Raw genomic sequence first — 22,662 nt, 5'->3', positions numbered from 1 at the left:
CAGGGTGTTGCGACGCGGGAGCGGCGGGCGCTAGGCTCCGCGGATGACCGAGACCCGCACGTCCCGACCGCGTCAGCGCTTCCAGAGCTTCGACGACCCGAGCCACCGGAAGGGCGCCGAGCGGATCGAGGCGCTGCGGGCGGCCCTGCGCGAGACCGGGCTCGACGGCTTCGTCGTGCCGCGGGCCGACGAGCACCAGTCCGAATACGTTCCCGCCGACGCCGAACGGCTCGCCTGGCTCACCGGCTTCACCGGCTCGGCCGGGACGGCCGTAATCCTGATGGAGTCGGCGGCGCTGGTCGTCGACGGGCGCTACACCCTGCAGGCGCCCGAGCAGGTCGATACCGGCCTCGTCACGGTGGTACCGCTCGCCGAAACGACGCCGGAGGCCTGGATCGGCGCCAACCTGCGGCGCGATCAGGTGCTCGGCTACGATCCGTGGCTGCACACGCCGGACGGTCTGGCGCGCCTGGAGCGGGCCGTGACCCGCGCCGGCGGCGCGGTGCGGGCGGTGCCGAACCTCGTCGACGCGGTCTGGGCCGGGCGGCCGCGGCCGCCGGCCGGACCGGTGGTGGTCCACCCGGACGCGCTGTGCGGCGAGGCGTCCGCCGACAAGCTCGGCCGGATCCGGGCGGCGCTCGCCGAGGGCGGCTGCGACGCCCTGGTGATCTCCGACCCGCACAATCTCGCCTGGGCCTTCAACCTGCGCGGGGCCGATGTCGGCCACACGCCCCTGGCGCTGGGCTACGCGATCCTTCCGCGCGAGGGGCCGGCCCGGCTGTTCCTCGTCTCGCCGAACGTCGATCCGGCCCTGCGGGCCGCGCTCGCGCCGGTCGCCGAGATCCTGCCGCGGGCGGACCTGGACGACGGGTTGGCGTCCCTGGCGGGCGTGCGCGTCCGCCTCGACGCGTCGACCGGCGCCGTCGCCCTGAAGGAGAAGATCGAGGCCGCCGGCGGCACGGCCGATGTCGGCAAGGACCCGATCACCGGCATGAAGGCGGTCAAGAACGCCGCCGAGATCGCGGGCGCCCGCGCCGCCCATGTCCGGGACGGGACGAGCGTCGTGCGCTTCCTCGCCTGGCTCGACGGGGCGGCCGCGGCCGGCGGCCTCACCGAGATCGCCGCCGTCGAGGCCCTGGAGGATTTCCGGGCCGCGGGCGGCGACCTGCGCGAGGTCTCCTTCCCCACCATCTCGGGATCCGGACCGAACGGCGCGATCGTCCACTACCGGGTGAGCCGCGCCACCGACCGGACGGTCCGGCCGGGCGAACTGTTCCTGATCGATTCCGGGGCGCAGTACCCGGACGGGACCACCGACATCACCCGCACGGTCGCGGTGGGCGCGCCGAGCCCCGAGATGCGCGACCGCTTCACGCGCGTGCTGAAGGGGCACGTCGCCATCGCGCGGGCGGTGTTCCCGGTCGGCACGACCGGCGCCCAGATCGACGCCTTCGCGCGGGCGCCGCTCTGGCAGGCCGGTCTCGACTTCGACCACGGCACCGGTCACGGCGTCGGCGCCTTCCTGTCGGTGCACGAGGGGCCGCAGCGGATCGCCAAGACCGGCACGGTGGCGCTGGAGCCCGGTATGATCCTGTCAAACGAGCCGGGCTACTACGCCCGCGGCGCCTACGGCATCCGGATCGAGAACCTCGTCCTGGTCGAATCCCGCGCGATCGCGGGCGGCGAGCGCCCGATGCTCGGCTTCGAGACGCTGACGCTCGCCCCCTACGACCGCCGGCTGATCCGGCCGGACCTGCTCGAACCCGGGGAGCGGGCCTGGATCGACGCCTACCATGCCCGGGTGCGCGAGACCCTGGCGCCCGGGCTCGACACCGCCGCGCGCGACTGGCTGGAGCGGGCGACGGCGCCGCTGGAGGGGTGAGCCGGCCGCACGGGACCCCGGACGCGACCCCGGACGCGGTCCATGGTAAGACCCGGCGCCACGGAAACGCCCGCGCCGGGCGAGAGACGCCGCGCGTGAAACCGCGACCGCCCCGCGCGCGAAGGGACAGCATGATCCGCCGCCTCGCCATCCTGATCCTGGCCCTCGCCGCGAGCCTCTCGGCCGCCGCGGCGCAGGGGTTTCCGCAGGGCTTCCGCACGCCCGCGGACCTCGTGCGCGCGAGCCTCGTGGCCGAGCCCGCCGCGGTCGCCGGCGCGCAGCCCTTCACGCTGGCCGTGCGGATGCAGATCAAGCCCGGCTGGCACGTCTACTGGCGCAATCCGGGCGATTCCGGCCTGCCCCCGGAGGTGACCTGGACCCTGCCGGCCGGCTTCAACGCCGGCGCGATCCGGTGGCCGGCGCCGGAGCGCATCCCGATCGCGACCCTCATGAACTACGGCTACGAGGGCGAGGTCACGCTCCTCGTGCCGGTGACGCCGCCGCCGAGCCTCGACCCGGCGGACCCGGTGCGGATCCAGGCGAAACTGACCTACCTCGTCTGCGAGACCGAGTGCGTCCCCGGCTCGGCCGACCTCGCCCTGACGATGCCCGTGGGCAAGGCCGAGCCGGACCCGGCCAGCGCCGCGCTGTTCGCGCGCGCGCGCGCCGCCCTGCCCGTGCCGGCGCTCTGGCCCCTGCGCCTGTCGAGCCAGGGCGACACCCTGCGCCTCGATTTCGCCGCGACCGGTCTCAAGCCCGAGGCGGTCCGCAACGCCGCGTACTTTCCCTACGCCGAGACCGCGATCGACAACGCCGCCGCCCAGGTGATGACCGTCGACGAGACCGGCCTGCACCTGACCCTCGCGCGGAGCAGCCCGACCGATCCGGTGCCCACCGCGCTGCCCGGCGTCCTGACGGTCGACGAGGTCGACGCCGCCGGGACCCGCCGGCTCGCCTTCGCGTACGGCGACGAGCCGGTGCTCCCGGCCGCCGCGGCGCCGGCCCCGACCGCGCCGAACCCGGGCGCGACCGGGCCGGCAACCTCCGACTTCGACGCGCTGACCCTCGCGACCGCCGCGGCCTTCGCCTTCCTCGGCGGCCTGATCCTCAACCTGATGCCCTGCGTTTTCCCGGTCCTCTCGATCAAGGTCCTGAGCCTCGTGCGGCACGCGGGCGAGGGGCCGGCCCGGCTGCGGCTCCACGGCCTCGCCTACACGGCCGGCGTCCTGGCGAGCTTCCTGGCGCTCGCCGCTGCGCTGATCGGCCTGAAGAGCGGCGGGGCCGCGATCGGCTGGGGGTTCCAGCTGCAATCGCCCGCCGTGGTCGCGGGGCTCGCCTACCTGCTGTTCGCGATGGGCCTGAGCCTCTCCGGCGCGGTCCATGTCGGCGGGCGGCTCGCCGGCCTCGGAGACGGCCTCACCCGGCGCGCCGGCCTGAGCGGCTCGTTCTTCACGGGCGTGCTCGCCACCCTGGTGGCGACGCCCTGCACGGCGCCGTTCATGGGCTCGGCGGTGGGCTTCGCGCTGACCCAGAGCGCCGGCGTGGCGCTCGCCGTCTTCGCCAGCCTCGGCCTCGGCCTCGCCCTGCCCTTCCTGCTCCTGACCCTCTGGCCGCCGGCCCTGCGGGCACTGCCGCGGCCGGGCGCCTGGATGGAGACCCTCAAGCAGGTGCTGGCCTTCCCGGTCTACGCCACCGTCGCGTGGCTGATCTGGGTGCTGGCGCAGCAGGTCGACCCGCGCGGGCAGCTGGCGGCGCTGATCGGCCTCGTGCTCGTGGGCTTCGCCGCCTGGGCCTGGGAGCACGGCCGCGCCGCCGCGCCGCGGACGGGTCGGATCGCGCAGGCCGCCGCGGTGCTGGCGCTGATCGCGGTCGCCTCCCTCGCCGTCACCCTGCCCCGGAGCAGCGCCGCGCCGGCGGCGCAGGCTGCCGCCGACGGGGTCGAGCCGTTCACGCAGGCGCGCCTCGACGCCCTTCTCGACGCGCACCGCCCCGTCTTCGTCGACATGACCGCCGCCTGGTGCATCACCTGCGCGGTCAACGAGGCGACCTCGCTCAACACCCGGGCGGTGCGGGCCGCGATGGCCGAGCGCGGCGTGACCTACATGAAGGGCGACTGGACCAACCAGAACCCCGAGATCACCCGCCTGCTGGAGAAGCACGGGCGCAGCGGCGTCCCGCTCTACCTGCTCTACACCGGGACGGGGGAGCCCCAGGTGCTCCCGCAGATCCTGACCGAGGGGACGGTCCTGGCGGCGCTGGAGGCGGTGCCGGCCGCCGCGGGACGGAGCGCGGCGCTGGCGCGCTGAACCCGTCCGCGGTCTCGGGCGCCTGAGCAGAGACGGCGCGCCGGAGCGATCTGTCGCTCCGGCAGTCCATGGGGCCTCCTCAGGCCTCGAGCGAGAAGGTCTCGTCGAAGGCGTAGCCCGAGCCGCGGACCGTGCGGATCGGGTCGGCTTGGCGCGGGCCGTTCAGCGCCTTGCGCAGCCGCCCGACATGCACGTCCACCGTGCGCTCGTCGATGTAGACGTCGTGGCCCCAGACCCCGTCGAGGAGCTGCTCGCGGGAGAAGACCCGGCCCGGCGCGAGCATCAGGAATTCCAGCAGCCGGAACTCTGTCGGGCCCAGATGCAGCTCCTCGCCGCCGCGACGGACGCGGTGGCCGGTGCGGTCGAGCTCCAAATCGCCCGCCGCCAGCCGGTCCGAGACGTGGGCGGGCTTGGCCCGGCGCAGCAGCGCGCGGATCCGGGCGAGCAGTTCAGGCACCGAGAACGGCTTGACGATGTAGTCGTCGGCGCCCGTGCCGAGACCGCGGACGCGGTCGCCCTCCTCGCCCCGGGCGGTGAGCATGATCACCGGCAGGCGCTCGGTCTCCCGGCGCGCCCGGATCCGGCGGCACAGCTCGATCCCGGAGAGGCCGGGCAGCATCCAGTCGAGCAGGACGAGGTCCGGGATCCGCTCCGCCAGGAGCAGCTCGGCGTCGTCGCCGCGCGCCGCCGAATCCACCAGGAAGCCCTCGGCCTCCAGGTTGTAGCGCAGCAGCGTGGTCAGCGCCTCCTCGTCCTCGACGATCAGGACTTGCATGCTCACGTTCGACGACTCGTTCTACCGGCGGTCCCGCGGATGGTGCAGGAGGCGCCGCCCGGCCTCAACCTGCACGGTTACTGGCCCCGGCCATGCCCGCAGGAAGGCCGGGGTCGGGGGCTCACGGCGCCTGGAGTCCGTCCACCGTCGCGTAGTTCGACGCGTCGTTCTTCGGCCGGTCGCCCGCCAGGGTCTCCCCCGTGGCGAGGTAGTGGATCGTCTCGGCGATGTTGGTGGTGTGGTCGCCGATGCGCTCGACGTTCTTGGCGCAGAACAGCAGATGCGTGCAGAACGAGATGTTGCGCGGGTCCTCCATCATGTAGGTCAGGAGCTCGCGGAACAGGGAATTGTACAGGGCGTCGATCTCACCGTCGCGCTCCCAGACGTCGTGGGCCGCCTGGACGTCGCGGCTCGCGTAGGCGTCGAGCACGTCCTTGAGCTGGCCCTCGGCGAGGTCGCTCATGTGGCGCACGCCGAGCACGATCTTCTGGGCCGGCGCCTGGTCGGAGATCGCCACCACGCGCTTGGCGACGTTCTTGGCGAGGTCGCCGATCCGCTCGAGATCGCCGGAGACGCGGATCGCCGAGATGGTCTCGCGCAGGTCGATCGCCAGCGGCTGGCGCCGGGCGATCAGCAGCACGGCGCGCTCCTCGATGTCCCGCTGCAGTGCGTCGAGGCGCTTGTCGGCGAGGATCACCGCCTGGGCGAGCGTGTCGTCCCGGCGCACGAGGGCATCGGTCGCCTCCGCGGTCATCTTCTCGGCGACGCCGCCCATCTCCGAGATCGAGCGACGCAGGTTCTCCAGGTCGGTGTCGTAGGAGGTGACGATATGGCCGGGCATGGCGGATCCTTCGATGGGGTCCCGGGGACGGCACTCCGGGAGGTTTGCGGATCCGCCGACGCGCCGGAGACGCGAGCGGCGGTCCCGGGACCGGAGCGGCCCGGCAGACTAGCCGAAGCGGCCGGTGATGTAGTCCTGCGTGCGGCGCTCCGTCGGATTCATGAACATCCGGTTGGTCGGACCGAACTCGACGAGCTGCCCCAGATACATGAAGGCGGTGAACTGCGAGATGCGCGCCGCCTGCTGCATGTTGTGGGTGACGATCACGATGGTGAACTCGTCGCGCAGCTGCTCGATCAGCTCCTCGATGCGGCCGGTGGAGATCGGGTCGAGGGCCGAGGTCGGCTCGTCGAACAGGATCACCTCCGGACGCTGCGCCACCGTCCGGGCGATGCACAGGCGCTGCTGCTGGCCGCCCGACAGGCCGGTCCCCGGCTGCCGGAGCTTGTCCTTCACCTCGTCCCAGAGGGCGGCCTTGCGCAGGGATTCCTCGATCCGGCCGTCGAGCTCGGATTTCGGCAGCTTCTCGTAGAGGCGCAGGCCGAAGGCCACGTTGTCGTAGATCGACATCGGGAACGGCGTCGGCTTCTGGAACACCATGCCGATGCGCGAGCGCAGCTCGTTCAGGTCGACGGAGGGGCTGAGGATGTTCTCGCCGTCGAGCAGGATCTCGCCCTCCGCGCGCTGCTCCGGGTAGAGGCTGTAGATCCGGTTGAAGCAGCGCAGCAGGGTGGACTTGCCGCAGCCGGAGGGGCCGATCAGCGCCGTCACCTGCCGGTCGTGGAAGTTGAGGTTGACGTCCTTCAGCCCGTGGAAGCTGCCGTAGTAGAAGTTCAGGTCCTTGACGGCGATCCGCACGGGGCCGCCCTCTTCGGCGCGGTTGCGGTTCAGCTCGACCGTCGGGATCGCGGAGGCGGCGTTCATCGTCGTGTCCTCGAAAGGGGGCTCAGCGCGAGGCCTGCGGCTTGATCACGAGGCGCGCGATGATCGACAGCGCCAGGATGGTCGCGGTGATCAGGAGCGCGCCCGCCCAGGCGAGGCCCTGCCAGTTCGGGTAGGGCGAGAGGGCGAACTGGTAGATCATCACCGGCAGGTTCGCGACGCCGCCCATCAGGTTGGCCGAGAACCAGGAATTGTTGTTGAGCGCGGTGAACAGCAGCGGCGCGGTCTCGCCGGCGATGCGGGCGAGCGCCAGGATGATGCCGGTGACGATGCCGGCCGAGGCCGCCCGCCAGGTCACGCTCATGATCACCGTCGAGGGCGGCGCGCCGAGCGCCGCGCCGGCCTCCCGCAGGGTTCCGGGGACGAGGCGCAGCATGTCCTCGGTGGTGCGCACGATCACCGGCACGGCGATGATCGCCAGGGCCACGCCGCCGGCCCAGCCCGAGTAGGTGCCCATCGGCCGCACCATCAGCGTGTAGACGAACAGGCCGATCAGGATCGACGGCGCCGAGAGCAGGACGTCGTTGAGGAAGCGGATCAGGGCCGCCAGCTTCGAGCCGCGCCCGTACTCGGCGAGGAAGGTCCCGGCCATGACGCCGACCGGTGTGGCGATCAGGATGCCGATCCCGGTCAGCACGAGGCTGCCCAGGATCGCGTTGGCGATGCCGCCGCCCTCGGAGCCCGGGCCCGGGGTCGGGTTGGTGAACAGGGTGGGCGTGAAGCCGCGCACGCCCTGGACGATCAGCATCACCAGGATCGAGCCGAGGACCAGGGCGCCCACCACCGTCGCGGCGGTGCAGGCGACGCGCAGGGCCCGGTCGGCGACGCGGCGTCCCTGGCGGACGCGGCCGGGGCGGCGCTGGGCGGCCGGGGCGATCGTGCTGGAGGAAACCATCGCGCGTGCTCCTCAGGCGGCCTTGACGCGGCGCGTCAGCAGCCGGGCGATGATGAGCACCACGAAGGTGATCACGAACAGGATGCAGCCCAGGGCCATCAGCGCGTTCAGCTGGAGGCCGTCCGCCTCGTTGAACTCGTTGGCGATGCGCGACGCGATGGTCGAGCTCGGGTCGAAGATCGAGGCCGAGAGCCGGTTGGCGTTGCCGACCACGAAGGTCACCGCCATCGTCTCGCCGAGCGCCCGGCCGAGGCCGAGCATGATCGCGCCGATGATCGAGACCGCCGCCTGCGGCACCAGCACGTGGCGCACGACCTCCCAGGTGGTGCAGCCGATGCCGTAGGCGCTCTCGCGCAGCACGGTCGGGATCTGGTCGAGCATGTCCCGGGCGATCGAGGCGATGAACGGCACGATCATGATCGCCAGGATGATCCCGGCGGTGAACACGCCGACGCCCGACGGTACCCGGGCGTAGAACAGCGTGCCGACGATCGGCATGCCCTCCACGAGGTTCGAGACCGGGATCTGGACGTAGCGCGCGAAGAGCGGCGCGAACACGAACAGGCCCCACATGCCGTAGATGATGCTCGGCACGGCGGCGAGCAGCTCGATCGTCATGGCGACCGGCTTGCGGGCCCAGCCCGGGCAGAGCTGGGTGAGGTAGACCGCGATGCCCAGCGAGACCGGCACGCCGATCAGCAGGGCCAGGAAGGCGGAGGCGACGGTCCCGATCACCGCGACCAGGGCGCCGTACTGCTCGGTCCCGACGTTCCAGGCGCTGGAGGTCAGGAAGCTGAAGCCGAACTCGCGGAAGGCGGGCCAGCCGCCGTACAGGATCGAGCCGAGGATGCCGGCGAGCACGAGCAGCACCAGCAGGGCCGCGCCGTACGAGCAGGTCCGGAACAGCGTGTCGAGGCTCCGGCTCGGCGCCTTCCGCGCGGTCGCGGTACGGGTTCGGCCGAGGGCGATCGATTCGGTCAAAGCGGGCATCCGCGGTTCTCTGCGAAGGGGGGCGTGGTAGCGCGCTGCGTTCCCGGAAGCGAGGGAGGAGGTTCTCACCTCCTCCCGGCCACGCTCACATGTTGAGGACAGGCTTGCCGTCCTTGCCCTTCACGTCCTTCCACTCCTGGTGGATCAGTTCGACGACGTTGTCCGGCAGCGGGACGTAGTCGAGGTCGGTGGCGAGCTTGTCGCCGTTCTTGTAGGCCCAGTCGAAGAACTTCAGCACGGCGGCGGACTTGGCCGGATCGGCGGCGTCCTTGTGGACCAGGATGAAGGTCGCCGCCGTGATCGGCCACGCCTCCTCACCCGGCTGGTTGGTCAGCGAGATGCCGAAGCCCGGGGCGGCCTTCCAGTCGGCGCTGGCGGCCGCGGCCTGGAACGCCTTGTCGTCGGGCTGCGGGTACTTGCCGGCCTTGTTCTGCAGCAGGGCGTAGGAGAGCTTGTTCTGCTTGGCGTAGGCCGACTCGACGTAGCCGATCGCGTTCGGCACCTGCTTCACGGTGGCGGTGACGCCCTCGTTGCCCTTGCCGCCCTGACCCACCGGCCAGGAGATCGTCGTGGCCGCGCCGTACTCCTTCTTCCAGGGCTCGGAGACCTGGGACAGGTAGGTGGTGAAGATGTTGGTCGTGCCCGACGCGTCGGAGCGGTAGACCGGGGTGATGTTGGCGTCGGGGAGCTTCAGCCCGTCATTGAGCTTGGCGATCCGCGGATCGCTCCACTTCGCGATCTTGCCGGCGTAGATGTCGGCCAGCACGTCGCCGGTGAGCTTGAGCTTGCCCGGCTCGATCCCCGGGATGTTCACGACCGGCACGACGCCGCCCATCACGGTCGGGAACTGGACGAGGCCGTCCTTGGACAGCTGCTCGGCCTTCAGGGGCGCGTCCGTGGCGCCGAAATCGACCGTCTTGGCCTGGATCTGCTTGATGCCGCCGCCGGAGCCGATCGACTGGTAGTTGAGGCCCGAGCCGGTCTCCTTGCGATAGGCCTCGGCCCACTTGGAGTAGACCGGGAAGGGGAACGTGGCGCCGGCGCCGGTGATATCGGCGGCGAGCGCCGCGGACGCCAGCTGAACCGTCGCGAGGCCGACGGCGAGCGCGTAAGCGAAGGGTCTCAAAGGAATCTCCGTTGCCGTCGGGCAAGAGCCTGCGCTGCCCCGCCGGCAAGCCCATGCCCGCGGCAGAGCCCTGCGGCCGATCTTCCGAAGAGACCCAGCGCCGGCCGCCCGATGGCCGGGCGGTTACGACAAGTAGATGACACCCGGATGACACGCGGGATGACACGCGGGGTGACACGGCGCTCCGCCCGGGCGCGGCACGGTTCCGGGCTCTCGCGCGTTCCTCTCTGCCAGGAGCGGCAGCCGGCAGCAGAAGGACGCGCGGATCGTGGGCGGCGACGAGGTGGGTGCAGCGACGGAATCCGATCCGGCCTGGCAGGCCCTGCACGCCGAGCGGGAAGCCGTGGAGCGGGCCCTGGCGCTGGCGCAGGCCCGTCAGAAATTCAGCCGCGATCCGGAGGCGGCCTCGGCGGCGCGCGTCGAGGAGGCGGAGCTGCTGGTGAGCCTCGACCGGGTGCTGACGCTGATTCGCGCGGCCGAGTATCGTCGGCGGCCGGGCGCGCGCCGCTGGTAGCGCCCGCGGTGCCGGGTCAGACCGCCCGGCGCAGCTCCCGCTCCTTCTGGCGCAGGCGCAGGAGCAGCTCGACATGCGTGTCGGTGATCGGCTGCGTGTCGACGCTGCCCTCGTAGACCGTGCGGAGCGTGAGGCCGAGCTGGCGGGTGTCGACCGCCCGCTTCAGAGGCTGTCCCGCAGGCAGAGACCCATCGGACTCGACGACTGACGGCTTCATGGCTCCCTCCCGCCCTTCCACCGCCCAAACCTGCCGCGGTACCGGGATGGCCGTACTCTCACGATGAATGGTTAACGAATCATTACCTTCAACCAACGGTTAAGGTTGTCGCCCGACTACGCGTCGGCGCCCTGCAGGAGCCGCGCCGCGGCCGCCCGGGCCTCGTCGGTGACGGTGGCGCCCGCCAGCATCCGGGCGATCTCCTCCCGGCGCTCGGCGACCGGCAGGCTCGCCACGCGCGTGGCGACGCGGCTGGCCCCTTTCACCGGCGCCTTGGCGATCAGGAAATGCGTCTCGGCCCGCGCGGCGACCTGGGGGGCGTGGGTCACCGCCACCACCTGCACGGTGGCCGCCAGCCGCGCGAGCCGCATCCCGATGGCGTCCGCCACCGCGCCGCCCACGCCGGTATCGATCTCGTCGAAGATGAGCGTCGGGGCCGAGCCCTTGTCGGCCAGCACGACCTTCAGCGCCAGCATGAAGCGCGACAGCTCGCCGCCCGAGGCGACCTTCATCATCGGGCCGGGCTTGGTCCCGGGATTGGTCTGAGCCCAGAACTCGACCCGGTCGGTTCCCGCCGGATCGCGGGAGTCCGGGTCCGTGGCGATCTCGGTGATGAAGCGGGCCCGCTCCAGCTTGAGCGGCGGCAGCTCGGCCTTCACGGCCGCGTCGAGCTGCTTGGCCGCCCGGCGCCGGCCGGCGCTGAGCTTCTCGGCCGCCTCGGTATAGGCGGCCTCCGCCGTCGCGAGCGCCTGCTCCAGTCCGGCCAGCGCCGCCTCGCCGGCATCGATCGCCGCCACGTCGCCGGCGTAGCGCTCCGCCAGGGCCGCGAGGTCGTCGGCCGGGACATCGTACTTGCGCGACGCGGCGCGCAGGGCGAAGAGCCGCTCCTCGACGCGCTCCAGGTCGCGGGGGTCGAACTCCGTCTCGGCCACCGCCGCCTCGAGGACCGCGCGGGCCTCGTCGAGGGCGACCATGGCGGCGTCGAGGGCGTTCACGCACGGGTCGACCAGGGCCGGCAGCTGCGCGGCGCGCCGCTCCAGCTTGCGCAAAGCGGCTGAGAGGTGCGGCACGCCGGAATGGGGGCCGCCGACGGCCTCGAGCGCCTCGTTGAGTTCGCGCGCGACCTTCTCGGATTGCTGCATGATCGTGCGGCGCTCGGCGAGCTGGGCCTCCTCGCCCGCGAGCGGCGCGAGGGCGGCGAGCTCCTCCACGGCGTGGCGCAGGAAGTCGGATTCCTTGCGGGCGGCCTCCACGCGGGCGCGGTGCTCGGCGAGCTCGGTGCGGGCCGTCCGCACGGCCCGCGACGCGGCCGCGACCTTGGCGAGCTGGCTCTGAAGCCCGCCGAAGGCATCGAGGATCGCCCGGTGCGAGGCGGGGTCGGCCAGCGCCCGGTCGTCGTGCTGCCCGTGGATCTCCACCAGGGCCGCGCCGATCGCCCGCAGGACCTGCACGCCCACGGGCTGGTCGTTGACGAAGGCGCGGGTCCGGCCGTCCGCCATCTGGGTCCGGCGCAGGATCAGGTCACCCTCGGTGTCGATCTCGGCCTCGGCCGCGATCCGGCGCGCCGGATGATCGAGGGGCAGATCGAACACGGCCGTGACCGCGCCCTGCGCCTCGCCGTGGCGGACCAGACGGCCGTCGCCGCGGCCGCCGAGCGCCAGGGCGAAGGCGTCGAGCAGGATCGATTTGCCCGCGCCCGTCTCTCCGGTCAGGACGCTGAGCCCCGATCGGAAATTCAGTTCGAGCCTGTCGATCAGGACGATGTCGCGGATCGCGAGCTGCGCCAGCATGCGGCGACGGGGATTCCTCAGGATGGGACCGCAGACATAAGGCCGCCGCGGCTCGGATTCACCCCATAAATGCGTCGCACCGCGCGGATGGTGCAACGCGCCGGGGGCCGCAATGGGAAAGGCCCGGAGCGGCGGCTCCGGGCCTCGATCTCTCGCGTCCCGGCCCCGGGCGGGCCGGGCGGCCTACTCGGCCGAGGCGGTCTTGCCGGTGACGGTGCGGAAGATCTTCGAGAGGAACGAGCTCTTCTCCTCGCGGGGCTCGACCCCGTTCTGGGCCAGGAGCGCGTGCGCGTCCTTGTACCAGGGGCTCTCCGGGAAGTTGTGGCCGAGCACCGCGGCGGCGTTCTGCGCCTCCTGGGTGATGCCGAGCGCCCAGTAGGCCTCGGTCAGGCGCTCGAGAGCCTCCTCGGCGTGCCGCGTGGTCTGATACTTGGCGACCACGTCGCGGAAGCGGTTGATCGCCGCCGGGAAATTGCGCTTCTCGAGGTAGAAGCGGCCGATCTCCATCTCCTTGCCGGCGAGCTGGTCGCGGGTGATCTGGATCTTCGCCTTCGCGTCCGCGGCGTATTCCGACGTCGGGTACTTCTGGACCAGCTCCTGCAGCGCGACGAGCGCCTTCTCGGAGCGTTCCTGGTCGCGGGTGACGTCCGGGATCTGCTTGTAGTTCGACATCGCCATCAGATACTGCGCGTAGGCGGCATCTTTGCTGGCCGGGTGGCGCTGCAGGTAGCGCTTCGAGGCGCTGATCGCGTCGTCGTACTTCTGGCCCTCGTAATTGGCGTAGGCCGTCATCAGCAGCGCCTTCCGGGACCACTCGGAATACTGGTACTGCTTGTCCAGATTGTCGAATTTCTTGACTGCGCCCTCGTAGTCGCTGTCCTCGAGCTTCGCCAGACCGTCGCTGTACAGCTTGTCGGCCGGGACGTCCGGCACGACCTCGGGCTTGTACTTCTCGGCGAAGATGCTGGTCGGGTCGAAGTCGCAGCCGCCGAGGCCCAGGCCGAGGACGGCCACGAAGGGCACCGCGAAGGCCGCTGCCCGGCGATGACGAATGGTGACAGGCATCTGGCGCTCTTTCCCGGAACCGGCGCCGTTTCGCGCCGTCATGCCATCGCGTGGGTGGATCCGGCCCGCCCCGGGCCGTGCCCGCCGTTCACGGACCGTTAAACCCTGCCGTTCGATTCGGGCACGAAAGCGGCAAGGCTGCGGCGGCCAGGATCGGTGGCGGGCTGTGTCCCGCCGGTCACAGGGGCTACAGGTCGCCCGCGAAGGCGGCGATGCCGAGGCCGACGCCGAGCTCGGACAGCACCGTCTCGCGGCGCGAGCCCTGCGCCTCGACGACGGCGTAGTTCGCCCGGTCGGCGAAGAGGGCGGACAGCACCCCGACATTCATCCGGTGGCCGCCGCAATAGGAGCGGTAGGCGCCCTGGATCGGCAGGCCGGCCAGGGCGAGGTCGCCGATGGCGTCGAGGATCTTGTGGCGGACGAACTCGTCCTGGAAGCGCAGGCCCTCGGGATTGACCACCGCGGTCTCGCCGACCGCCACGGTGTTCTCCAGCGAGGCGCCGAGGGCGAAGCCGGCCTTCCAGTAGCGCTCCACGTCCCGCATCATCCCGAAGGTGCGGGCGCCGGCGATCTCGCGGCGATAGGTGGCGGGCGACAGGTCCATCGCCTTGCGGGAGCGGCCGATCACCGGGCTCTCGAAATCGATCTCGACGTCGAGGCGGAAACCGCGATCGATCGGGCGCAGCTCCGCGAAGGAGGTCCCGGCCTCGATGCGGACGTGTCGGAGGATCTTGAGCCAGCGGCGCGGCGTGTCGCAGGTGGCGATCCCGATCTGGTCGATCGCCTGGACGAAGGGGAGCGCGGATCCGTCGAGGATCGGCATCTCGGGGCCGTCGATCTCGATCAGAGCATTGTCGACGCCCAGGCCGTAGAGGGCGGACATCAGGTGCTCGACGGTGGCGACGGCGCCGGTCTCGACGTCGCCCAGGACAGTGCAGAGTTCGGTGGCGGAGACGAGGGCGTGATGCGCCTTGATCAGGCGATCGTTGCCGTGGGTGGTACCGGTGCGGAGGAAGGCGATGCCGTGATTGGCCGGAGCGGGTCGGATGGTGATCTCGGCGGGGTTGCCGGAGTGAACTCCGATCCCCGAGAGAGTCGCCGGCCCTTTGAGGGTCGTCTGTTTATGCGTTCGCATTCCTTAGCCCCCGGGCGCGACCAGATCCCGACACCCCGACTGGAGGTGAGGAGAAACTGACTGATCCGTCCGCTGCTTGATGCCCTAGCCCACGCGATCAGGTTGTGTCCTGCCGCGTGTCGTCTCGATCACATGGTTTCTATAGCTGCGCCGCACAGGGCAGCCAAATCACGGATTCTTACGGTCTGTTACAGACACGCTTAGCGGTCCGTCGCCGCAAAGCGCTGCTCCACCAATGGCTTAAAGGTTGGTTAACATGTGACTAACCCGCGGCCGTTCTGTGGCGCGGATGCACCATGCGCCCCGGCTCGGGAGGCGCGGTGCACAGCCTTGTCGAAGTCACCATACCAGTGCAACAACCATGAGTTGCTTTGCTGCAGCGCGAAGGGGCCGGCGGTTTCCCGCCAGCCCCAGGCCGTGTTGGAGACCCGGACCGGTCAGTTCGCTTGGCGGCGGAGGAAGGCCGGGATCTCGAGCTGATCGTCGTCCATCATCCGCGGCTGAGGCGCGACCCGGCCCTGCGCGTCGAGGTTGCCCTGGGCCGGGCGGTACTGCGGGACCGCGGGCGCGGCCGGAGCGCGCGGGGCCGGCGGCACGTGAGGCTGAGCCATTTGCGGCTGACCCATGTGCGGCTGAGCCATGTGCGGCTGACCCATGTGCGGCTGCGGGGCGACGGCCGAGGCCGGACGGGCCGCCGGGGCGCCGTCCATGTCCTCGCGGCGGCCGCCGAAGCCCACGGTCGCGAGCCGGCGCAGCAGCGAGGTCCGCTTGGATTCCGGGGCAGCCTCCTCGGCAGCGCGGTTCGCCATGATCTGCGTCTGGGCGATCGGCGGCAGCTCGTGGATCTGCGGCATGCGCGGGGCGCGGGCGAGCGGCGTGCCCGTCGGGGCGGCCGGACGCGGCGGCACGAACGGGCCGGCCTCGACGGCGGGCGCCGCCTCGACGCGCTGCGGTGCGGGGGCCGGGACGAACGGCGCCGCGGCGCGGGCCTGGACCGGGGCGAGCACGACGTCGTCGCGGGTCACCGGGGCGGCGGCCTCGATGCGGGTCTCCATCCGCGACTCGGGGCGCATCTCGGGGGCCGAGAGCGGCGCGGGGGCCGGGACGGAGCTCGGCGCCGGGGCGACCGACTCGGTGCGGATGCTCGGCACCGGCGAGGCGGCGCGCGAGCGGGCCTCGGCGCGCAGGCGCTCGGCAACCTCGGCGATGCGCTGCTCGGTCTCGGCGATGGCCGGGTTGTTCGGCGAGTTCGCCGAGATCAGGGCCGGCTCGATGCCGGTGGCGACCACCGACACGCGGATGATGCCGTCCAGGCTCTCGTCGAAGGTGGCGCCCAGGATGATGTTGGCGTCCTGATCGACCTCCTCGCGGATGCGGGTGGCGGCCTCGTCGAGCTCGTACAGGGTCAGGTCCGAGCCGCCGGTGATCGAGATCAGCAGGCCGCGGGCGCCCTTCATCGACACGTCGTCGAGGAGCGGGTTGGCGATGGCGGCCTCGGCGGCGCGGTTGGCGCGCTTCTCGCCGGAGGCCTCGCCGGTGCCCATCATGGCCTTGCCCATGCCGCGCATGATCGCCCGCACGTCGGCGAAGTCGAGGTTGATGAGGCCCTCCTTCACCATCAGGTCGGTGATGCAGGCGACGCCCGAGTAGAGCACCTGGTCGGCCATCGCGAAGGCGTCGGCGAAGGTGGTCTTCTCGTTGGCGACCCGGAACAGGTTCTGGTTCGGGATCACGATCAGGGTGTCGACCGCGGCCTGCAGCTCCTGGATGCCGGACTCGGCGGTGCGCATGCGGCGCATGCCCTCGAACTGGAACGGCTTCGTCACGACGCCGACCGTCAGGATGCCCATGTCGCGGGCCGCGCGGGCGATGACCGGGGCGGCGCCGGTGCCGGTGCCGCCGCCCATGCCGGCGGTGATGAAGCACATGTGGGCGCCGGAGAGCTGGTCGCGGATCTCGTCGATCACCTCGTCGGCGGCGGCCGAGCCGACCTCCGGGTGCGAGCCGGCGCCGAGGCCCTGGGTCACGCCCAGGCCCATCTGGATCACCCGCTCGGCCTTCGAGGAGGTGAGCGCCTGCGCGTCGGTGTTGGCCACGACGAACTCGCAGCCCAGCAGGCCCGACTCGATCATGTTGTTGACGGCGTTGCCGCCGGCGCCACCGACGCCGAAGACGGTGATGCGGGGCTTGAGTTCCCGGATGTCCGGCGCCTGGAGGGTGATGGCCATGGTGTCGAGCCTCTCGCTAACTGTGCTGTCCGTGCGACGCCTGGGCGCCGGATTCCCTTCGATCCCCCCGCGCGAGCGGGCGGGCGTGAAACCTAGAAGCTGTCCCGGAGCCAGCGGCCGACCCGGTTCAGGTAGTTGTCGGTCCCGGTCGCCGCGAAGGCGCCGTGCCCGCGCGGCTCGAAATGCTCGGCATGGGCCACCTGCGGGTAGACGAGCAGGCCGACCGCCGCCGAGAAGGCCGGACCCTTGGCGGCCTCCGGCAGGCCCCGGATGCCGAGGGGCCGTCCGATCCGCACCTGACCCTGGAGGACGCGGCGGGCGACCTCGGGCAGGCCGACGAGCTGGCTGGCGCCGCCGGTGAGGACCACCCGCCGCCCGGCTTGGGCGGCGAAGCCCGCGTCGCGCAGGCGGTCCCGCACCAGCTCGACCACCTCCTCGACGCGCGGCTTGATGATCCGCACGAGCTGCGAGCGCGGGATGTGGGCCGGCGCCTCGCCCTCGTCCTCGCCGACGCCGTGCACGGCGATCATGTCGCGGTCGTCGGAGGGGGTGGAGAGGGCCGAGCCGTAGAGGGTCTTCAGCCGCTCGGCCGCCGCCATGCGGGTGGAGAGGCCGCGGGCGATGTCCATGGTGACGTGGTGGCCGCCGACCGCCAGGGCGTCCACGTGCACGAGGTGGCCGCCGGAGAACACGCCGACGCTGGTGGTGCCGCCGCCCATGTCGACGACGCAGACGCCCATCTCGGCCTCGTCGTCGACCAGCGCCGAGAGGCCGGCCGCGTAGGGCGTGGCGATCACCGCCTCGACGCCGAGGTGGCAGTGCTCCACCGCCAGCATGACGTTGCGGGCGGCCGCGAGCTCGCTGGTGACGACGTGCAGGTCGACGCTGAGCGCCTCGCCGATCATGCCCGACGGGTCGATGACGGCGCCCTGCCCGTCCAGGGCGTAGCCGGTGGGCAGGGCGTGCAGCACGGCCCGGCCGGGGCTGACGCCGTGGGCGCTCGCGGTCTCGAGCACCCGCTCAACGTCGCTGCCCGTGACGGTGCCCGAGCGGACGTTCACCCGCGCCTGGAAATGCTGCGAGGCGAGCCGGCCGCCCGACATGTTGACGATGACCGACTGGACCTCGACCTTGGCCATCCGCTCGGCGGCGTGCACCGCCTGGCGGATCGCGCTCTCGGCCGCGGCGAGATCGACGATGGCGCCGCCCTTCAGGCCCAGGGAGCGCTGGTGGCCGATGCCGATGATGCGGGCGAGGTGCGTGCGGCCGCGGAGCGTCGTGAGCGCCTCGGCGGGCTGCAGCTCGGCGATGAGGCAGACCACCTTGCTCGTGCCGATGTCGAGCACCGAGAGGGTGGTCGAGCGCCGGGCGGAGAGCGGCTTCAAGCGCGGCGTGAGGCCGTGTTGGCTGTGCATTGACGCTACCGGGCGCGGGATGCGGGACGAGCGGAGATCGACAGGAAGGGCATCAGCTGGCCGCGCCCTTCTTCTTCGCCTTCTGGGCTTCCGCGCGGGCCGCGGCGGCCTCCTCGGTCAGGCGCACCACCAGGCGGTCCGGCATGCGCAGGTCCACCGCGATGATGTCCTTCTCGAGCAAGTGGGCCTCGCGCTCGAACCGCACGAGGCGGGCGAGCGCCGCGGCCGGGTCGGCCTCGGGCAGGCGCACGTCGATGCCGTCGAACTTGAGGGTCCAGCGCCGGCCGGACACGTAGGTGCCGGCCTTGATCCGCTCGGCGAGCGGCCCGGCGGCGGCGATGAGGGCGAGATATTCCGGAAGCTTGGTGTTGGCGTCCTCGCCGACCACCAGGGGCAGGCTCGCGTAACGGTCGTCGCGCATGGCGTCGATGACGGTGCCGTCGGCGGCGATCACGTTGATCTCGCCGTTCTTCTGCCAGAGGGCCGCGGGCTCGCGCTCCACCTGGGTGATGGCGATCTCGTTGGGGTAGATCTTCCGGACCGAGGCCTGCGCGATCAGCGGCACGCGGAGCAGCCGCTCGCGCACGTCGTTGACGTCGAGGAAGGGAACGGAGGAGCGCCAGTCGATCCCGGCGGCCGCCAGGACCTCGCGCTCGTACATGCGGGAGATGCCCGAGATGGTGACGCGCTCGACGCCGAAGCCGGCGACGCGCGCGGCGATGTCGAGGGGGCGGCCCTGCTCGGCCACGAACGCGTCGTAGCGGCCGCTCGCCACGAAGCCGGCGAGCGCCACGGCGGCGGCGGACACGGAGACCGCCACGATTCCGGCGCCGCGGGGCAGGCGCTCGCTCAGCCGCTGACTCGGGCGGGCCCGACGAACCGAGAGCGACCGGGACGTGGCGCGGCCGGCGAGCCGGCCCAGGATCGCGCCGGCGAGGCGCGCGGGACCGCTCCGGCCGGCGGCGTCGCCGCTCAGCGATTCAGGGAAGCGTCCTCCACCATCCATCGGACGAGCTCACCGAAACTCAGGCCCGCATGGGCCGCCATCTCCGGCACAAGGCTCGTCTGGGTCATGCCGGGTTGCGTGTTGACCTCCAGCACCACGAGCAGACCGGTTCCCCCCGGTGTGTCGTCGTAGCGAAGGTCGGCACGGCTGACGCCCCGACAGCCCAGTGCTTGATGCGCCGTTAACGACAGTTCTTGGACACGCTGGTAAACATTTGGTTTAAGTTCGGCCGGGAGCACGTGAACCGAGCCCCCCGGAGCGTACTTGGCGTCGTAATCGTACCAATCGCCCGTGGCGGCCTTCACCTCGATCACCCCGAGGGCCTTGTCGCCCATCACGCCGCAGGTGAGTTCGCGGCCAGCAATGTAAGGTTCTGCAAGGACTTGCTCGCCGAACGTCCATTCCTCGGAGGCGAGGATCTGGGGCGGGTGCGAGCGGCCGTCGCGCACGATGATCACACCCACCGATGAGCCTTCGGCGATCGGTTTCACCACGTAGGGTGGCGGCAGGGGGTGTGTCCTGGCGGCCTCACGACGGTTAACGATCCGGCCCTCCGGCACGTCGACGCCGGCGGCGCGCATGACGGTCTTGGCCCGCTCCTTGTTCATGGCCAGCGCCGAGGCGAGGACGCCGGAATGGGTGTAGGGGATCTTGAGGATCTCCAGCAGGCCCTGGATCGTGCCGTCCTCGCCGTCAGGTCCGTGGAGCGCGTTGAACGCCACGTCCGGCCGGAGCGCCGTCAGCACGGAGGCGATGTCGGGGCCGACATCGACCCGGGTGACCCGGTAGCCCTCCCCTTCGAGCGCGTCGGCGCAGGCCTTGCCGGAATTGAGGGAGACCTCGCGCTCGGCGGAGGTGCCGCCCAGGAGGACGGCGACGTGCTTGGACATCAGGGCACCTCGAAAAGGTCGGCTTCAATCAGGATCTGAACGCACCCGAACGGTCGCTGCGCCGGCCGAGCATCGTATCTCGGCCGCGTCGGCGCGTCCGGAAGACCGCTCTCACTCGGCGCCGGTGGGCCGGCCGATGCGCCGGATCTCCCAGCGCAGCTCGACCCCGCTGGTGTCGCGGACGCGGCGGCGAACCTCCTCGCCCAGCCCCTCGATGTCGGCCGCGGTCGCGTCACCGGTATTGATCAGGAAGTTGCAGTGCATCTCGCTGACCTGGGCGCCGCCCCGCCTCAGCCCGCGGCAGCCGGCGGCGTCGATCAGCTGCCACGCCTTGCCGCCGTCCGGGTTGGCGAAGGTCGAGCCGCCGGTCCGCTCGCGGATCGGCTGCGCGGCCTCCCGGGCGGCCGTGACCCGTTCCATCTCGGCCTCGATCGCCCTGCGGTCGCCGGTCCGGCCGCGGAAGACGGCGCGCGTGAAGATCACGTCCTCTGGGGCGTCCGAATGCCGGTAGGAGAAGCCCATGTCGGCGTGGCTGAAGGTGCGCAGCGCGCCCCCGCGGTCGATCCCGCGGGCTTCCACCAGCACGTCGGTGGTCTCGCCGCCATGCGCGCCCGCGTTCATGCGGAGCGCGCCGCCGATCGACCCGGGGATGCCGCGATAGAAGGCGAGCCCGTCGAGCCCGGCCTCGGCGGCCGCCTTGGCGAGGCGCATGTCCGGGACCGCGGTGCCGACGGTCAGCGCGTCGCCGTCGATCGCGATGCTGCCGAAGGCCTTGCCGCCGAGGCGGACCACGACGCCCGGCACGCCGCCGTCCCGCACGATCAGGTTCGAGCCGAGCCCGATCACCGTGACCGGCACGTCCGGATCGAGGGTCGCGAGAAGGCGGGCGAGATCCTCCTCGTCGGCCGGGGTGAACAGGACCTCGGCCGGTCCGCCGACCCTAAACCACGTGAGGTCGGCGAGCGGCTGGTCGGCGAGCAGGCGCCCGCGGAGGTCGGGCGCAGCGGCCCGGATGCGATCGTGCAGAGAGGCGGTCATCTGTGTGTCTCCCCTCGCCCCGCCCGCGGGGAGAGGGATGCGGCGATCCTGGTGTCGTCGCATCGGGGTGGCAGCGGACGCTGCGAGGCCGGGGTCCGGAGAGTCACCGCCGGGTTCATCCTCAGAGCGCAGCCCAGTGTGGACGGCCGACGGCGTGGCCGACCCGAGACGCCTCCCGGGGCGGGCTCACGCATCGCGCCTACCGTCCCCGCGCGGCGAGTTCGTCCGGCAGGGCGTAGGCCCACTGCGTGATCGTGCCGGCGCCGAGGCAGACCACGTAATCGCCGGGCTTGGCGAGGTCCGCGATGATCCCGGCCAGTTCCTCCGGCCGCTCCAGGGCCCGGGCGTCCCGATGGCCGCGGGAGCGCAGGCCGGCCACGAGGCTGTCTCGGTCGAAACCCTCGATCGGCTGCTCGCCGGCCGCGTAGACCGGCGCGACGATGACCGTGTCGGCATCGTTGAAGCAGGTGCAGAAATCGTCGAAGAGCGACTGCAGCCGGGTGTAGCGGTGCGGCTGCACCACCGCGATGACGCCGTGCTCGGTCGAGGCACGGGCGGCCTTGAGCACCGCCTTGATCTCCACCGGGTGGTGTCCGTAATCGTCGAAGATCGTCGCGCCGTTCCACTCGCCGGTGCGGGTGAAGCGCCGCTTCACGCCGCCGAAGCCCGCGAGTGCCTGGCGGATCGCGTCCGGCTTCACGCCGAGCTCGTGCGCGACGGCGAGCGCCGCGGTGGCGTTGAGCGCGTTGTGCTTGCCGGGCATCGGCAGGACGAGATCCTCCATCTCCATCCGGTAGCCGGGGCGACGGTCGCGGATCATCACCCGGAAGCGGCTCTGGCCGCCGCGCAGGTCCACGTCGATGAGGCGCACATCGGCCTGCGGGTTCTCACCGTAGGTGATGATCCGCCGGTCCTCGATATGGCCGACGAGATCCTGCACCACCGGGTGGTCGATGCACATCACCGCGAAGCCGTAGAACGGGATGTTGTCGATGAAGCGCCGGAACGCGTCCTTGATCGCGTCGAACGAGCCGAAATGGTCGAGGTGCTCGGGGTCGATGTTGGTGACGATCGCGACGTCGGCCGGCAGCTTCAGGAAGGTGCCGTCGGACTCGTCGGCCTCCACCACCATCCACTCGCCCGCGCCCATGCGGGCGTTGGTGCCGTAGGCGTTGATGATGCCGCCGTTGATCACGGTCGGGTCGAGGTTGCCGGCGTCGAGCAGGGTGGCGACGAGCGACGTGGTCGTGGTCTTCCCGTGCGTGCCGGCGATCGCCACGCAGGACTTGAAGCGCATCAGCTCGGCCAGCATCTCGGCCCGTCGCACCACGGGCAGGCGTCGCTCGCGGGCGGCCTGCAGCTCGGGGTTGTCGCGCCGGATCGCGGTCGAGACGACGACGAGGGCGGCCTCCTCGACGTTCTTGGCGTCGTGGCCCACGAAGGTGCGCATGCCCTTCTCGGCGAGACGGCGGACATTGGCGTTGTCGGACGCGTCCGAGCCCTGCACCGTGTAGCCGAGGTTGTGCATCACCTCGGCGATGCCGGACATGCCGATGCCGCCGATGCCGATGAAGTGGATGGGGCCGAGCTTGTCGGGCAGCTTCATG

At 71.7% G+C, this 22,662-nt stretch carries 19 protein-coding genes; 3 read left to right on the top strand and 16 right to left on the bottom strand.

The window, feature by feature from the left end; genetic code table 11:
- Nucleotides 1-43: 43 nt before the first annotated feature.
- Together ACTJK8_RS02670 and ACTJK8_RS02665 are read left to right on the top strand one after the other, a co-directional pair.
- Nucleotides 44-1,882 carry an aminopeptidase P family protein gene (locus ACTJK8_RS02670; protein ID WP_287081000.1) on the top strand — a complete coding sequence of 613 codons (1,839 nt, stop codon included), beginning with the start codon at nt 44-46 and terminating at the stop codon, nt 1,880-1,882.
- Nucleotides 1,883-2,013: 131 nt separating this feature from the next.
- Complete coding sequence (locus tag ACTJK8_RS02665; RefSeq protein WP_440761486.1) at nt 2,014-4,188, top strand: protein-disulfide reductase DsbD family protein; 2,175 nt, start codon at nt 2,014-2,016, stop codon at nt 4,186-4,188.
- 79 nt (nt 4,189-4,267) lie between these two features.
- Here the strand turns inward: ACTJK8_RS02665 and phoB are convergent, their stop codons facing one another.
- From phoB to pstS, 6 genes are all read right to left on the bottom strand, one after another.
- Complete coding sequence (phoB, locus tag ACTJK8_RS02660; protein ID WP_012319307.1) at nt 4,268-4,963, bottom strand: phosphate regulon transcriptional regulator PhoB; 696 nt, start codon at nt 4,961-4,963, stop codon at nt 4,268-4,270.
- 121 nt (nt 4,964-5,084) lie between these two features.
- Complete coding sequence (gene phoU, locus ACTJK8_RS02655) at nt 5,085-5,804, bottom strand: phosphate signaling complex protein PhoU (protein ID WP_012319308.1); 720 nt, start codon at nt 5,802-5,804, stop codon at nt 5,085-5,087.
- Between the two features lie 108 nt (nt 5,805-5,912).
- Nucleotides 5,913-6,728: a phosphate ABC transporter ATP-binding protein PstB gene (gene pstB, locus ACTJK8_RS02650; RefSeq protein WP_012319309.1), complete on the bottom strand. Its 816-nt coding sequence runs from the start codon at nt 6,726-6,728 to the stop codon at nt 5,913-5,915.
- 22 nt (nt 6,729-6,750) lie between these two features.
- The gene (gene pstA / locus ACTJK8_RS02645; protein WP_012319310.1) at nt 6,751-7,641 is read right to left on the bottom strand and encodes a phosphate ABC transporter permease PstA; all 891 of its coding nucleotides are present in this window, start codon (nt 7,639-7,641) and stop codon (nt 6,751-6,753) included.
- A gap of 12 nt (nt 7,642-7,653) precedes the next feature.
- A complete protein-coding gene (gene pstC / locus ACTJK8_RS02640) occupies nt 7,654-8,631 on the bottom strand; it encodes a phosphate ABC transporter permease subunit PstC (protein ID WP_440761485.1) in 978 nt (325 codons plus the stop codon).
- An 85-nt stretch (nt 8,632-8,716) separates the two neighbouring features.
- Complete coding sequence (pstS, locus tag ACTJK8_RS02635) at nt 8,717-9,757, bottom strand: phosphate ABC transporter substrate-binding protein PstS (protein ID WP_012319312.1); 1,041 nt, start codon at nt 9,755-9,757, stop codon at nt 8,717-8,719.
- A 268-nt stretch (nt 9,758-10,025) separates the two neighbouring features.
- Between pstS and ACTJK8_RS02630 the strand changes: the two genes are divergently transcribed.
- A complete protein-coding gene (locus ACTJK8_RS02630; protein WP_024830025.1) occupies nt 10,026-10,271 on the top strand; it encodes a hypothetical protein in 246 nt (81 codons plus the stop codon).
- Between the two features lie 16 nt (nt 10,272-10,287).
- On the opposite strand, the gene ACTJK8_RS02625 is transcribed toward ACTJK8_RS02630, so the two are convergent.
- From ACTJK8_RS02625 to murC, 10 genes are all read right to left on the bottom strand, one after another.
- Entirely contained in the window at nt 10,288-10,488 is a 201-nt protein-coding gene (locus tag ACTJK8_RS02625; RefSeq protein WP_024830024.1) for a hypothetical protein, read from the bottom strand.
- 116 nt (nt 10,489-10,604) lie between these two features.
- Nucleotides 10,605-12,278, bottom strand: coding sequence for a DNA repair protein RecN (recN, locus tag ACTJK8_RS02620; RefSeq protein ID WP_024830023.1), 1,674 nt, complete (start codon nt 12,276-12,278; stop codon nt 10,605-10,607).
- Between the two features lie 183 nt (nt 12,279-12,461).
- On the bottom strand, nt 12,462-13,343 hold the full coding sequence (locus ACTJK8_RS02615) for an outer membrane protein assembly factor BamD (RefSeq protein WP_012319316.1): 882 nt from the start codon (nt 13,341-13,343) through the stop codon (nt 12,462-12,464).
- A 187-nt stretch (nt 13,344-13,530) separates the two neighbouring features.
- A complete protein-coding gene (gene lpxC, locus ACTJK8_RS02610; RefSeq protein ID WP_012319317.1) occupies nt 13,531-14,478 on the bottom strand; it encodes a UDP-3-O-acyl-N-acetylglucosamine deacetylase in 948 nt (315 codons plus the stop codon).
- Nucleotides 14,479-14,915: 437 nt separating this feature from the next.
- The gene (gene ftsZ / locus ACTJK8_RS02605; protein ID WP_440761484.1) at nt 14,916-16,706 is read right to left on the bottom strand and encodes a cell division protein FtsZ; all 1,791 of its coding nucleotides are present in this window, start codon (nt 16,704-16,706) and stop codon (nt 14,916-14,918) included.
- 92 nt (nt 16,707-16,798) lie between these two features.
- Nucleotides 16,799-18,121 (bottom strand): cell division protein FtsA, encoded by a 1,323-nt coding sequence (gene ftsA, locus ACTJK8_RS02600; protein ID WP_012319319.1) that lies wholly within the window; start codon nt 18,119-18,121, stop codon nt 16,799-16,801.
- Nucleotides 18,122-18,173: 52 nt separating this feature from the next.
- A complete protein-coding gene (locus ACTJK8_RS02595) occupies nt 18,174-19,127 on the bottom strand; it encodes a cell division protein FtsQ/DivIB (protein ID WP_029360262.1) in 954 nt (317 codons plus the stop codon).
- A complete protein-coding gene (locus tag ACTJK8_RS02590; protein WP_024830020.1) occupies nt 19,094-20,017 on the bottom strand; it encodes a D-alanine--D-alanine ligase in 924 nt (307 codons plus the stop codon). Before ACTJK8_RS02590 ends, ACTJK8_RS02595 begins: the two co-directional genes overlap by 34 nt.
- A 111-nt stretch (nt 20,018-20,128) precedes the next feature.
- Complete coding sequence (gene murB, locus ACTJK8_RS02585) at nt 20,129-21,055, bottom strand: UDP-N-acetylmuramate dehydrogenase (protein ID WP_440761483.1); 927 nt, start codon at nt 21,053-21,055, stop codon at nt 20,129-20,131.
- A 199-nt stretch (nt 21,056-21,254) separates the two neighbouring features.
- Entirely contained in the window at nt 21,255-22,661 is a 1,407-nt protein-coding gene (gene murC, locus ACTJK8_RS02580) for a UDP-N-acetylmuramate--L-alanine ligase (RefSeq protein ID WP_024830018.1), read from the bottom strand.
- Between the last annotated feature and the right edge of the window lies 1 nt (nt 22,662).

The sequence above is a fragment of the Methylobacterium sp. 22177 genome, from assembly GCF_052045615.1.
Taxonomy (GTDB): domain Bacteria; phylum Pseudomonadota; class Alphaproteobacteria; order Rhizobiales; family Beijerinckiaceae; genus Methylobacterium; species Methylobacterium radiotolerans.
The sequence above is the reverse complement of the archived record's forward strand: the minus strand, read 5'-3'. Positions and strand labels throughout refer to the sequence as shown.